The sequence below is a fragment of the Oryzomicrobium sp. genome (assembly GCF_036820405.1).
Classification (GTDB): Bacteria; Pseudomonadota; Gammaproteobacteria; order Burkholderiales; family Rhodocyclaceae; genus Oryzomicrobium.
In genome coordinates this window covers 152464-164930 of record NZ_DAISLS010000003.1, presented here as the reverse complement: position 1 = coordinate 164930, position 12467 = coordinate 152464, and the positions used below count along the sequence as shown (strand labels likewise).

The window sequence follows — 12467 nt, the reverse complement described above, 5'->3', positions numbered from 1 at the left end:
GCAGGAAAAAACACGGAGTCGCAGGGGAAGCCGGGGCCGGCCGCCGGGCCGGGCCCCGTCAGCCCCAGGCCGCCGCCGGGGCGAGAAGCCGTTCCACCGGCTCGTCGAACTCCAGGTGGCGGTCGAAGATTTCGGCGACGTCGCCGGGTTGAACCCGCTGGTACATCACCCCGTCCGGGTAGACCAGCACATGAGGACCGCCGTCGCAGGGGCCAAGGCAGGCGCAGGCGGTCACGGCGATGCGGCCATAGGCCTGGCGCCGCGCCAGCTCGTCCCAGAAGGTCTGGGCCACGGCCGCACCGCCGCTGCCGGCGCAACTGCCGCGGGGATGGCCCGGGGGACGCCCCTGGGTGCAGACGAAGACGTGTTTTCTGGCTTTCACGGCGGCATTCCTCAAATTAGGGCGCGGGCCAGGCGTAGTTCCAGGGCGGCCACGTGCTCGGCCTCCTCGGCGGCGAATTCCTCTGCCAGTACCTTCACTTCCGGGTTGCGGGTGGTGGCGGCAATGGCGGCGTAGAAGGCATGGCCGCGCCGTTCGCTGTCGAGTGCAAGTTCCAGGGCGGTGTGGGGTGGCAGGAAGCCGTCCACGCCTTCCCAGCCGGCGGTCTCCGGGCTGGTTCCGTCGGGCCATTCGTACTCGTCGGGGGCCAACTGCGGCGGGGAGCGGAAGCCGGCCCGGGCGGTGGCTTCGGCCAGGTGCTGGCGCGAGAAGACGGCCATCTGGCGGAAGCAGGCTTCGGTGTCGCCATTGCCGACGGTCTTCATGCTTTCGGCCAGCTCCTCGAAGCGCCGCGCGGCGTCACGTTCGACCTGGATGGCGTGGGTGAGAAAACGTTCGACGTCGTCCATGGGGCCTCTCAACCGAACTTGAACAGGATGCCGAAACCGCCCCGGGGCCATTCCCAGTCCAGGTTGCGGTGTTCGTCGCAGACGATGCGGCAGGTGCCGCACTCCATGCAGCCGTCGGTGATCAGCACCACCTTGCCGTTGCCTTCCTGGGTGTAGCAGCCCGCCGGACAGCACACCGTGCATTGCTTCTGGCTGCACTGGTGGGTGCACAGTTCGGCGTCCTTGATGCGGATGTGGGGCCGGCCGGCATCGACCCGGTAGCGGTTCTGGAATAGCTTTTCCTCGACCTTCTGGGTGGCGTGGGTTTCCATGGGCTGCTCCTTACTTCGATTCGACGGCGCGCCAGAACTTGAAGGCGTCGCTGATCAGTCCCCACCAGGAGCGGCGGGCAACGAAGGTCTGGCGGATCTGCCTTTCCTTGGTGCGCTTGTCCACGCCGTCCACCAGGATCAGGGTCTGGGCGGCCTTGGACAGCAGTTCCGGGTAGGTGGTGAAGAACTGGGGGTTCTTGTGGAAGATGGCGGGGGCGCGCCGGTACTTCTTCAAGTCCTTCATGACGAAGCTGTCGTCCAGCTTGGCCTTGTAGGCGGACAGGTTGGGGGCGGTGCAGGCCTTGCCGGCCGCCTTCAGCTCGATCACCGTCTGGGCGGCGAGCATGCCCGTGGTCATGGCCAGGTTGGAGCCTTCCCGGTGCAGGCCGTTGACGAACTGGCCGGCGTCGCCGGCGATCAGCCAGCCGTCGCCATAGACTTGGGGCACCGCGTCGTAGCCGCCCTCGGGGATCAGGTGGGCGGCGTATTCCTTCATGTCGCTGCCCTCGATCAGGGGGGCGATGGCCGGGTGGCGTTTCATCCGGTCGAGCAGCTCATAGGGGGTGACCGTCTGGCGCTTGAAATCGGAGAGCATGCAGCCCACCCCCAGGGTGATCGACTCCTTGTTGGTGTACAGGAAGGCGGTACCCATCATGCCGGCGGTGACCTTGCCGGCCATTTCGATCACTACTCCCTCGTCCTCGCCGATGGAAAAGCGCGACTCGATGGTCTCCTGGGGCAGGAAGTGGATTTCCTTGACCGCCAGGGCCATGTCCTTGGGGTCGAGCTCGGGGCGGAAGCCGGCCTTGCGCGCCAGGACCGAGTTGGCGCCGTCGGCGAGGATGACGCAATCGGCGTGGATCTCGCCACCCTTGCGGTCGGTGCGCACGCCGATCACCCGTTTGCCGTCGAGCAGCAGCTCTTCCACCGTGGCCTCGCAGATGACCATGGCGCCGGCGTGCTGGGCCTTCTTGCTGAACCACTGGTCGAAGTGGGCGCGGATGATGGTGTAGCGGTTGTAGGGCCGGCGGTTGAATTCTTCGGAGCGGTAGGTGGAGCCGACGCAAGAATCGTCGTCGAGTATCCACACCCGCTGCTCGATCAGGTGCCGTTCCAGGGGGGCGTCGTCGCGGAAGTCGGGGATGATCTTCTCGATGGCGTCGGCGTAGAGGATGGCGCCCTGGACGTTCTTCGAACCCGGGGTTTCGCCCCGCTCCAGTTGCAGCACCGACAGCCCGGCCTTGGCGCAGGTGTAGGCGGCGGCATTGCCGGCCATGCCGGCGCCGACCACGATCACATCGAATTTTTCGGCCATGGGAATCTCCTTGGCGGTCAGCCGGCCTTGCGGGCCTGGGCCAGGTGGGCGGAAAAGGCATGGGTCAACGCCGGCAGGATCTGCATGGCGTTGCCGACGATGCCGAAGTGGGCGAAGTCGAAGATCGGCGCATTGGGGTCGTTGTTGATGGCGATGATCACGTCCGCCCCGTCCATGCCCACCCGGTGCTGGATGGCGCCGGAAATGCCGGCGGCGATGTACAGCTTGGGCCGCACCGTCTTGCCCGACTGGCCCACCTGGCGGTCCAGCTCGGCCCAGCCGGCCTGGACCACCGGGCGGGAGGCGCCGACTTCTGCCCCCAGCACCTTGGCCAGCTCCCACACCAGTTGAAAATTCTCCGGGCGCTTCAGGCCCCGGCCGCCGGCGACGATGATGTCGGCGAAGGGCAGGTTGGGTTTGTCCCGGGTGTCGTCGGCGATGAACTCCAGCACCTTGGTGACGATGGCGTCCTCGACGAAGGCCAGGGGGTGCTCGACGATGCGGCCGCTGCGGGCCGGGTCGGCCTCGGGCATGGCCATCACCCGGGGGCGCACCGTGGCCATCTGGGGCCGGTGGCGCTGGGTCATGATGGTGCACAAGAGCGAGCCGCCGAAGGTGGGGCGGGTCGAGGCCAGGTTGCGGGTATCGGCCTCGATCACCAGTTCGGTGCAGTCGGCCACCAGGCCGGTGCCCAGGGTGGTGGCTACCGAGCCGGCCAGGTCGCGGCCCAGGGTCGAGGCGCCGAGCATGAGGATTTCCGGCTGGTAGACGTTCACCAGTGCGGTGAGGCCCTGGGTGTAAGGCTCGTTGCGGTAGTCGGCCAAGGCCGGGTGGCTGGCCAGGTAGCACAGGTCGGCGCCGTAGGCGAACGCCTCCTGGCAGATGGCGGCGAGGCGCTCGCCCGGTGGGCCCATCACCACCCCGGCTAGCTCCACCCCCAGGGCATCGGCCAGCTTGCGTCCCTCGCCGAGCAGTTCCCAGGAGACGGGATGGACCTGGCCCCGTTCGTTCTCGATGAACACCCAGACGCCCTTGTAACCGGCGAAGCGGGGGTCCAGTTCGACCTTCTTCTTGGCCGGTTTCTTGACCGTATCGTTCATGGTTTTCTCCCTTGCGGTTCAGCCGACGGTCTTCGTCAGTTCGCGGTCGAGCTTGGGGTGTTGGGTGAACACCTTGGCGAGCAGGGTCACCGCCAGGCCGACCGGGTCGTTGTCGGCGGTTTCGACGATCTCGGCGCGTTTCGCCCGGGGTTTCGGGGCGAACACCTTGCTCACCACCGTGGGGCTGCCCTTGAGGCCGACGCTGCCCGGGTCGTCGATGCCGGCGGCCTCCCGGTCCCACACCTTGACCGGGGTACGGGCGGCGCGGAACAGGTCGGCCATGTCGCCGAAGCGCATCTCGTTGGTGCCTTCGAGCATGGTGATCAGGCAGGGCAGGCGGGTTTCCAGCACCTGAACGCCGCCCTCGGCGCGGCGTTCGACGGTGATGCGCTTCTCGGCCGGCGATACCGCGACGATCTTCGACACGTAGGTGAGCAGCTGGAAATCGAGGCGCTTGGCGATGCCCGGGCCGACCTGGGCGGTGTCGCCGTCAATGGTCTGCTTACCGGTGAAGATCAGGTCCACCGGCATGTTTTCCTGGATTTTGCGGATGGTGGCGGCCAGGGCGAAGGAGGTGGCCAGGGTGTCGGAGCCGGCGAAGGCCCGGTCGGACACCAGGATCGCGTCGTCGGCGCCGAAGGCCAGGCATTTGCGCAGCGCCGCCTCGGCCATGGGGGGCCCCATGGATAGCACGGTGACCGTGCCGCCCAGCTGGTCCTTGAGGCGCAGGGCTTCTTCCAGGGCGAACAGGTCGTAGGGATTGACGATGGCCGGGACGCCTTGGCGCATGATGGTGTTGGTGACCGGATGGACGCGGATCTGCGCCGAGTCCGGCACCTGCTTGATACAGACGACGCTATGCATGATGGCCTCGGCGAAGCTGGTGGAGGGAAATGCGCTGGGTGCCCCGCTCGAATACCGGGAACACCTTGTGCTGCTGGGCGGTGCCGTTGACGAAGTCCCCGTAGGCGGCTTCCAGCCGGGAGCCCACGGCGGCCGGGCCGGCGGCAGCCACGGCGGTGAGGCCACCGTCCCGGGTCAGGTACTGCTGGAAGCGCTTGAGGATGTGCAGACGGTTCACGTTGACCACCCGGGGGTCGAAGGGCAGGCCGAAGTAGGCGAGAAATTCCTCGGCGGTGGACAGGGACGACAACTGCATCAGCCAGCCCGGGTGGGTCGGGGTGCGATCGACGTTGTCGGCTTCGATGACGGTGAAGGCGCTCATGGCGGACCTCGCAAGGCGGTGGCGGTAGGAAGGGGCTTGGCGCTACTTGGCGCTACAGGGGGCGGGGCTGGGGAGCCGGAATGCCCCGGGCAGGCAAGGGGCGGGCCGCACCCGGAATCGTCGCGGCAGCCGGACGCAGGGTGTCCAGGTAGTAGCCCATCAGCTCGCGAAAGCCCGGCGGGCGCTTGCACTCGGTGGCGTGGCGGCGTACCCGTTGCAGGATGCGGGCCGCCCGGTCGGCGTCCAGGTCGATGCCCAGGTCCCGGTAGGCCTGGATCAGGGCGGCGGACCCGGAGTGCTTGCCCAGCACCACCCGGTGGCCGCGTCCCAGCTCGGCCGGGTCGAAGCCCTGGTAGTTGTCCGGATTCTTGGTTAGGCCGTCGACGTGGATGCCGGCCTCGTGGGTGAACACCATGTCGCCGACGATGGACTTGTTGGCCGCCACCGGCCGGCCCGAGGCCAGGGCCACCAGGGCCGAAATGGCGGGCAGGGCGGCGGTGTCCACCCCGGTGGCGATGCCGTGCAGGTGCTTGAGGGCCATCACCGTTTCTTCCAGGGGGGCGTTGCCGGCCCGCTCACCCAGGCCGTTGACCGTGGTGTTGACCGCCGAGGCGCCGGCCAGGATGGCTGCCAGGGTATTGGCGGTGGCCAGCCCCAGGTCGTCGTGGGCATGCATCTCCAGGGGCAGGCTGGAGCGGCTCTTGAGCGAGCCGATACGGGCGTAGGTGGCGAAAGGGTCGAGCACCCCCAGGGTGTCGGCGTAGCGAAAGCGACTGGCGCCGGCCCTTTCGGCCGTTTCCAGAACCCGGTGGAGGAATTCCGGGTCGGCCCGCGAAGCGTCCTCGCCCCCTACCGAGACGATGAAGCCGGCATCCACCGCCTTGGGCACCATGCGGGCAACGGTCTTGAGTGCCCAAGCCCGGTCGCGCTTGAGCTTGTGCGACAGCTGGATGTCCGATACCGGGATCGACAGGTTGATCCAATCGGTCTGGCAGCGTCGCGCCGCATTCAGGTCGTCGTCGCACATGCGCGCCCAGCTCATCAGCCGGACCGGCAGCCCCTGGCGGGCCAGGGCGGCGATGACTTCCTGTTCCTCCCGCCCCATGGCGGGAATACCGACTTCCATTTCCGGAACGCCGGCCTCGGCCAGGGCGGTTGCGATGGCCAGCTTTTCGTCGGCGGAAAACGCCACGCCGGCGGTCTGCTCGCCGTCGCGCAGCGTCGTGTCGTTGAGGGTGACGAAAGGTAGGGGCATGGGGCACCTCGCAGGGTCGTGACCTGCGTAGTGCAACTTCGATGCCAGCCTGGGTTTTTACCGAAAACTGCTTTTAGAACAGCACGTTGCTTTCTAGTATCAAGTGTTGGGGCCGGGGGCGAAAGGCGACATTGTCGGGTTCGCGACAGGCCGGCGGGCATGGGCCGGCGCCGTTATGGCAGGGGGTGGCGGGCGGAAAAAATACACCCCGCCGAGCACTGGGCTGGGCGGGGTGTTTGCAGGGAGTTGCCTGAAGAGCGAGGACTGGCGCGGGGTTTGCCCGGGGCCGGTCCCGAGGGTCAGGCCCGGTGCCGGGCGACGCTCTCGGCCACCAGCCGGGTCAGTTCGTCTTCCTGGTAGGGCTTGCCCAGGTAGTGGTCCACCCCCAGCTCGAAGGCGTGGTTGCGGTGCTTATCGGCGGTGCGCGAGGTGATCATGATGATCGGGATGTCGCGCAGGCGCTCGTCGGCGCGCACGTTGCGGGTCAGGTCGAAGCCGTCCATGCGCGGCATCTCGATGTCCACCAGCAGCACGTCGGGGATCACGTCGAGCATCTGCTCCAGGGCGTCCACGCCGTCCTTGGCGGTGAGCACGTGGTAGCCCTCCCGGGCCATCAGGCGGCCGGTGATCTTGCGCACCGTCATCGAGTCGTCCACCACCATCACCGTGGGCAGGGTGGCGGTGAATGACGACGGGGCGGGAGTGGCGCCGGAGTCGGCGGACTCGGCGGCCGTGGTGGCGTGCTGGGGCCGTCCGGTGGGGGCCTGGAGGGCCAGGGCCACCGGGTTGAGGATCAGCACGATCTCGCCGTCGCCGAGCACCGTGGCGCCGTCGATGCCTGCTACCCGGGCCAGTTGGGGGCCGACGTTCTTGACCACGATTTCCTGGTTGCCGGCCAGCTCGTCCACTTGCAGGGCGATGCGCTGGGTACCGCTCTTCAGCAGCAGCAGCCAGTTGAGGCGGTGCGGTTCGGGCAGCGCTTCCCGCTCGCCGAGCAGGTGGGGCAGGAAGTGGTAGGGGTAGTCGTTGTCCAGCCAGGCTGTGCGGCCGGCTTCGCGGATGCGGCCGAGGACTTCGGCCTTGAGTTCCTGGACCTGCTCGATCATGGCCGAGGGGATGGCGTAGCGGCGGTTGCCGATGCGCACCAGCAGGGCCTGGGTGACCGCCAGGGTGAGGGGCAGGTAGATGTTGAAGCGGGAGCCGCGGCCGGTCTCGCTGTCCACCTCGACCCGGCCGCCCAGGACTTCCACTTCGGTCTTGACCACGTCCATGCCGACGCCGCGCCCGGCCACCCGGGACACTTCGCTGGCGGTGGAGAAGCCCGGCTCGAAGATGCAGGCCATCAGGCGCTGCCGGTCCTCGGCGGTTTCGGTGCCGATGACGGCGTCGACCAACCCGGCGGCCAGGGCCTTGTCCCGCACCCGGGCGAGGTCGATGCCGGGGCCGTCGTCGCTCAGGGTGATGTGGATCTCGTTGCCTTCCTGGGCCGCCTTCAGGGTCAGCTGGCCGGTTTCCGGCTTGCCCTGGGCCAGGCGTTCGGCCGGGGCTTCCAGGCCGTGGGCGACGCCGTTGCGTAGCATGTGCTCCAGGGGGGCGAGCATGCGTTCGAGCACGCCCCGGTCGAGTTCCACCTGCACCCCCAGGATGTCCAGGGCGGCCTTCTTGCCCAGTTCCCGGGCGGTCTGGCGCACCAGGCGGTAGAGCCGGTCGGCCTGGCTGCCGAAGGGCACCATGCGCACCGACAGCAGGGCTTGTTGCAGTTCCCGGGTCAGGCGCGACTGGGCGTTGAGCGCCGAGTTGGCGTCGTCCAGGTTCTTCAGCAGGCTTTGCTGCACCGTGGCCACGTCGTTCACCGACTCGGCCATCATCCGCGTCAGCTCCTGGAAGCGGGTGAAGCGGTCCAGCTCCAGGGGATCGAAGTCGGGCTTGGCCGTGTCGGCGACGACCTGGTTGGCCTGGATCTGGGTTTCGGCCTGGATTTCGATTTCGCGCAGCTGGCGGCGCAGGCGGATCACGTTCTCGGTAAGGTCGAGCAGGGAGCCCTTCAGGGCGCGCATCTCGCCTTCGATGCGGGAGCGGGCGATGGCGATTTCGCCGGCCTCGTTCACCAGCCGGTCCACCAGGTCGGCGCGCACCCGCAGGGTCGAGCGGCCGGCGGCGTCGGTCTCGGCTTCGGCCGGCTTGGTTGGGGTCCGGGGCTCGTGGCGGCGCTCGTCGGCGGCGGGCGTAGCCTCTGCCGGCGTTTCAGTGGCAGCCGCGACCGCGTCGACAGCCGGGCCGGGTTCGGCCGACGGGGCTGTTGGGCTGCTTGCCGGTGCGGAGAAGGCTGGCTCAACCGCGGACTCCACCTGGCTTGCGGCATCCGCGTCGGCGGGTGCCGGTTCCGGCCGGGAGTCGGCTAGGGATTCGGCCAGGGGTGCGCCCTGGGGCGGCTGCCGGTAGGTGGGGGGCGCCACTGCCTGGGAAGTCTGGCCCGTGGCCAGGCGCTCGACCTGCTGGGCGACCAGGTCGAAGGCGGCTTCGAGTTCATCCAGGTAGGCCGGGGCCACCGGGGCGATGCCGGCGGCCATTTCCACCCGGGATTCCAGACCGTGGGTCAGCTCGCCCATGGAGTAGGCGCCGGCCATGCGGGCACTGCCCTTGAGGGTGTGCAGCAGACGGAACATGGCGTTCTGGTGCTCGCCGTCGCCCGGTTCGTCGCGCCAGCGGCGCAGGCCGTCGGCGATGGCGGTGACCAGTTCCTGGGCTTCCTCGATGAAGATCGGCAGCAGGTCCTGGTCCGGGGAGTCGGGGGGCAGCAGGTCCAGGTTTGCGCTGTCGTCGATGGCGGGGGCGCTGCTGGCCGGGATTTCGGCCGCGTATTCTTCGGTGCCGGTTTCTGCGGCGGCGCCCAGGGCGGGGAAGGCGTCTGCCAGGTCGGGCAGGGCGATCTCGAGGAGGTCGTCCGGTTCATCCAGGCTGGCTGGGGGCGCCAGGGGCGTCGTATCGGCAGGCTCGGCTTCGTCCACGGCCGGAAGCAGAGCTGCGGCGGTCTCGTCGGCAGTGGCGGCCGGTGCGGCGGAGAACTCGGTCTCCATTGCGCTGGCTGGCGCCTCGCCGGAGCCTTGGGGGGCGCCCAGCTCCTGACCCAGGTCCTGATCGAGACCGAGGCCCAGTTCCAGGCTCAGGCCGTCGTCCACTTCCACGTCCAGCGCTTCCGGCTGGTCCGGGGCTTCGCCGGGCAGAACCAGGTCGGGAAAGTCGAGGGCGGGGGCGTCGGTGAAGTCGTCGCGGTGGCTGTCCAGGGCGGCGAAGGCTTCCAGGCTCAGGGGGCCGCCGACGCGGCTGGCGGACAGGGAGTAGAGCTCCTCCACTGCCATTTCCAGTTCGGGGCGGGCCGGTGGCGGAGCGTGGTCGGCCACCTTGGCGACCATGTCCTCCAGGGCGGACACGGCGTCGGCGAGGATCGCCAGGGCGTACGGATCGTCCGGCTGGGGCGCGTGGGAGCGGCGCAGCAGGGCGTGCTCCAGGGCGATGCCGAGGCGGTTGATGGCGCTCAGCCCCAGGGTGCCGGCGATGCCACCCAGGGTGTGGGCGGCCCGCTCGATGCCGCCGGGCAGGCCGTCGGCCGGGTGGGCGACCAGATGGTCCATGCCCTGGCGCAGGGCCTGCAGGTGGCCTTGGGCCTCTTCCAGGAAGATCTGGTAGAGGGTGGGGGAAATGGTCAGGGTCTGGGTGGGCGGGGGGCCGTAGTCCTCGTCCTGGACAGGGACGGGCGGCTCGGAGGTGAGGGCTTCCTCGGTAAAGGACTCCTCATCCATCGGCGGCCCGGCGGCGTTGGCGCCGTCCACGGCGCCTTCGGCGTCTGCCCCGGCATCCGCCGGCAGGTCGGGTAGCAGGGTTTCGGCGGGGGCGGCGCTTGGCGCCGGCGGGCCGCTACAGGCGGGGCCCTGGGTGCGCATGGCGTCGGCGAAGGCCACCAGGTCGGCCGGGTCCGGGGCCATGTGGTCGTGGGCGTCCAGGTGGCGCACCCACTCGGCGAACAGGGCGTGGGCCTGCTCCAGCAGTTCGAACAGGGGCGGGCCGACCGGGTGCTCCTGGCGCAGCCAGAGGTTGAGCACCTGCTCGATGGACCAGGCGGTCTCGCCGAAATCCTTGAGCCCCACCATGCGGCCGCTGCCCTTCAGGGTATGGACGTTGCGGCGCAGGATGGTGAGCACTTCGACGTTGCCCGGTTCCCGGTGCAGGGCGTCGAGCTGCTCCCGGTAGGTGCCAAGCACCTCCTTGGCTTCCTCGAGGAAGATTTCCAGCAGCTCGGCGTCGATCTCTTCGTCGCTGGCGGCGAGGAGCTTGAGGGTCGAGGCCGAGGGGGCCGCCGGGGTCGGGGCGAAGGCGGCGGATTCCAGGGACACCAGGGAGGCCGTCGGGTCCCAGGCGGCGCCGTCGTCGCCGGCGGCCGGGGCCGGCGGCTCTAGGCCGTCGAGGGCGCTGAGCACCGCCTGGGCCTGCTGGCCCAGCTTGGCGTCGGCCACCAGGTCGGCGTCCTTTTGCAGGGACTTCAGGTTTTGCTTCAGCTCCTGGCGCAGGGATTCGTCGGCAGGCTGGGCCTTGACCGCTTCCAGCAGGGCCTGGGTTTCCTTGGTCTGGCGGGCGATCTCCTGCTCCACCGTGGCCGGCTCGGCGGCCTCGGGTTGGGCATCCCGGGGACCGAGGCCCTGGACGAAGGCGTCGAAATCGGGCCCGCCCTTGCGCTTTTTGCCGCCGCTGTCCTGGCGCGCCAGTTCCCGGGGCAGGGTGTCGATGAAGAAGCCCAGGGCCGACAGGGTCTGGGCCACCTGCTCGCAGGCGGCCGGGTCCGGGGCGGCGTCGCTGGCGGCGAAGCCGGCGACGATGGCGTCGCAGCCGTTGATGGCGTGTACCGCCCCGTTCTGGCCGAGCATGGCCAGGGCGCCGGCGACCTGCTTGATGAGGGGCGAGACCCCGGGCAGGTCGGCCCGGTTGGCGGGGTTGCGGAAGAAGGTGTCGAGGATCTGCTCGATCTGCTGCAGGTTGCTCTGCATTTCCCGGGCGACCTGGGAGAGCAGCAGCTTTTCCTGGGCGAGCCGGGACATTTCGTCCAGCTCGGGCAGCTCGCTACCTTCCACCGGCGGGGTGCCGGCCATGCAGCCGTGCAGGCGTGCCACGGTGACGTCCACCTGGTGGGCAAAGTCGCCGCCCAGGCGGGCATAGTTTTCCTGGGCCATGTCGGCCAGCAGCAGGGCGGTGGCCATTTCCATGGCCAGGGGCTCGCCGTGTCGGCTGGGGTCGTCGCCCAACCAGGTGGCGCCGGCCTGGATGGCCTGGGCGAGGCGCCGGTAGTCGGTCTGGGTCAGCCCGTCCACCGCCTGGGCGAACAGGGCGGCCTTGTCGCGGAACACGGCCAGGGCCGAGGCCTGGCCGGCGCAGAAGCGGCCCCAGGCTTCCTCGGCTTCGGCGACGGCCTCCTTGGCGCGGCGCAGGGCGCCGGTTTCCGGTGCCGGGGCGGCGGCGTCGTGCAGCGAGGCGTCATCCAGGTTGTACAGGGCCCGGGCGGCTTTCGCTTCGGGGGCGCCGTCGCCGGCCTGGGTGAGGGCGTAGAGCACGTCGCGCTGGAGCCGTTCGGCCACGGTGCGCGAGCCGTCGATGAGGCGCTTGATCTGCTGGTCGATGCGGCTGAGCAGGCCGTTGATCTCGCCGTGCTTGTCCAGGTCGCCCTCGGCCAGGGCGGCGAGGAAGCCCAGGGCGCCCCACCAGAAGCTGCGGGTGGCCGGGGAATCCTGCATGGCCTCGATGGCCCGCACCGCGTCGCGCATGTCGGCGGCGCCGACGCGCTGGGCCATCCCCTGGCCGCGGATCCAGCCGAGCAGGCCGCGCTGGTAGCGGGCCCGGGCGGCGCGCAGGGCAGCGCCGGGGTCCGGCGGGGTGAGGGACGAGGCGCGCTTGGGCGGACGCCGCGACAGGTCGGGGAAGAACAGTTCGGCGGGGGAGGCCGCCGCGCCCCGGGCCTGGGCCAGGGACTGGTAGAGGGGGTACAGCTTGAGGGGCTGGTCCGGAGCGCCGTCGAGCAGGCCGTCCAAGTAGTGGCGGATGGCTTGCAGGGCCTGGCGGGCCAGGGCCAGGCGGTCCTCGCCGAGGGGCTGGTCCGCGGCTTCCAGGGCCGCCAGGTAGGCCTCGCTGGCCTCGGCGAAGCGGGTCACCCCGTCCAGGCCGACGATGGCCAGCGCCCCCTGGACCTGGTGCAGGTGGGTGCGGGCGAATTTGACCTGGGTGGCGTCGGCCTTGCTGGCGGCCTGGTCCAGGGCGCCCAGGGCCCGGTCCAGGGCCTGGTCGATTTCCCCCTTCACCCAGGTGAGGGGGCCGATGTCAAACACCTCGAACTCGTTGGCCATCAGCGCATTGCTCGTCATTGTCGCGG

9 protein-coding genes are annotated in these 12467 nt (G+C 69.6%); all 9 read right to left on the bottom strand.

Annotated features, from left to right (window positions below):
- Window positions 1–58 precede the first annotated feature (58 nt).
- The 9 genes from V7Z98_RS03825 to V7Z98_RS03785 all read right to left on the bottom strand — a co-directional run bounded on the left by V7Z98_RS03825 (window position 59) and on the right by V7Z98_RS03785 (window position 12459).
- Window positions 59–382, bottom strand: coding sequence for a (2Fe-2S) ferredoxin domain-containing protein (locus tag V7Z98_RS03825; protein ID WP_334157051.1), 324 nt, complete (start codon window positions 380–382; stop codon window positions 59–61).
- 11 nt (window positions 383–393) lie between these two features.
- Window positions 394–849 (bottom strand): ferritin family protein, encoded by a 456-nt coding sequence (locus tag V7Z98_RS03820; RefSeq protein WP_334157050.1) that lies wholly within the window; start codon window positions 847–849, stop codon window positions 394–396.
- A gap of 8 nt (window positions 850–857) precedes the next feature.
- Window positions 858–1160, bottom strand: a complete 303-nt coding sequence (locus V7Z98_RS03815) for a ferredoxin family protein (protein WP_293263274.1) — start codon at window positions 1158–1160, stop codon at window positions 858–860.
- 10 nt (window positions 1161–1170) lie between these two features.
- Window positions 1171–2475, bottom strand: a complete 1305-nt coding sequence (locus tag V7Z98_RS03810) for an FAD-dependent oxidoreductase (protein ID WP_334157049.1) — start codon at window positions 2473–2475, stop codon at window positions 1171–1173.
- A 17-nt stretch (window positions 2476–2492) separates the two neighbouring features.
- Window positions 2493–3575 carry an electron transfer flavoprotein subunit alpha/FixB family protein gene (locus V7Z98_RS03805; protein ID WP_334157048.1) on the bottom strand — a complete coding sequence of 361 codons (1083 nt, stop codon included), beginning with the start codon at window positions 3573–3575 and terminating at the stop codon, window positions 2493–2495.
- A gap of 18 nt (window positions 3576–3593) precedes the next feature.
- Window positions 3594–4439, bottom strand: coding sequence for an electron transfer flavoprotein subunit beta/FixA family protein (locus tag V7Z98_RS03800; RefSeq protein WP_334157047.1), 846 nt, complete (start codon window positions 4437–4439; stop codon window positions 3594–3596).
- Window positions 4432–4800 carry a nitrogenase-stabilizing/protective protein NifW gene (nifW, locus tag V7Z98_RS03795; protein ID WP_334157046.1) on the bottom strand — a complete coding sequence of 123 codons (369 nt, stop codon included), beginning with the start codon at window positions 4798–4800 and terminating at the stop codon, window positions 4432–4434. Before nifW ends, V7Z98_RS03800 begins: the two co-directional genes overlap by 8 nt.
- Window positions 4801–4852: 52 nt before the next feature.
- Window positions 4853–6055: a homocitrate synthase gene (gene nifV, locus V7Z98_RS03790; protein WP_334157045.1), complete on the bottom strand. Its 1203-nt coding sequence runs from the start codon at window positions 6053–6055 to the stop codon at window positions 4853–4855.
- 299 nt (window positions 6056–6354) lie between these two features.
- Window positions 6355–12459: a hybrid sensor histidine kinase/response regulator gene (locus V7Z98_RS03785; RefSeq protein ID WP_334157044.1), complete on the bottom strand. Its 6105-nt coding sequence runs from the start codon at window positions 12457–12459 to the stop codon at window positions 6355–6357.
- Window positions 12460–12467: the final 8 nt, after the last annotated feature.

What these genes read in the sequence shown, in the direction of transcription:
- V7Z98_RS03785 (WP_334157044.1), bottom strand. Translation starts at nt 12,459, where the DNA reads ATGACGAGCAATGCGCTGATGGCCAACGAGTTCGAGGTGTTTGACATC.
- nifV (WP_334157045.1), bottom strand. Translation starts at nt 6,055, where the DNA reads ATGCCCCTACCTTTCGTCACCCTCAACGACACGACGCTGCGCGACGGC.
- V7Z98_RS03800 (WP_334157047.1), bottom strand. Translation starts at nt 4,439, where the DNA reads ATGCATAGCGTCGTCTGTATCAAGCAGGTGCCGGACTCGGCGCAGATC.
- V7Z98_RS03820 (WP_334157050.1), bottom strand. Translation starts at nt 849, where the DNA reads ATGGACGACGTCGAACGTTTTCTCACCCACGCCATCCAGGTCGAACGT.
- V7Z98_RS03805 (WP_334157048.1), bottom strand. Translation starts at nt 3,575, where the DNA reads ATGAACGATACGGTCAAGAAACCGGCCAAGAAGAAGGTCGAACTGGAC.
- V7Z98_RS03810 (WP_334157049.1), bottom strand. Translation starts at nt 2,475, where the DNA reads ATGGCCGAAAAATTCGATGTGATCGTGGTCGGCGCCGGCATGGCCGGC.
- V7Z98_RS03815 (WP_293263274.1), bottom strand. Translation starts at nt 1,160, where the DNA reads ATGGAAACCCACGCCACCCAGAAGGTCGAGGAAAAGCTATTCCAGAAC.
- nifW (WP_334157046.1), bottom strand. Translation starts at nt 4,800, where the DNA reads ATGAGCGCCTTCACCGTCATCGAAGCCGACAACGTCGATCGCACCCCG.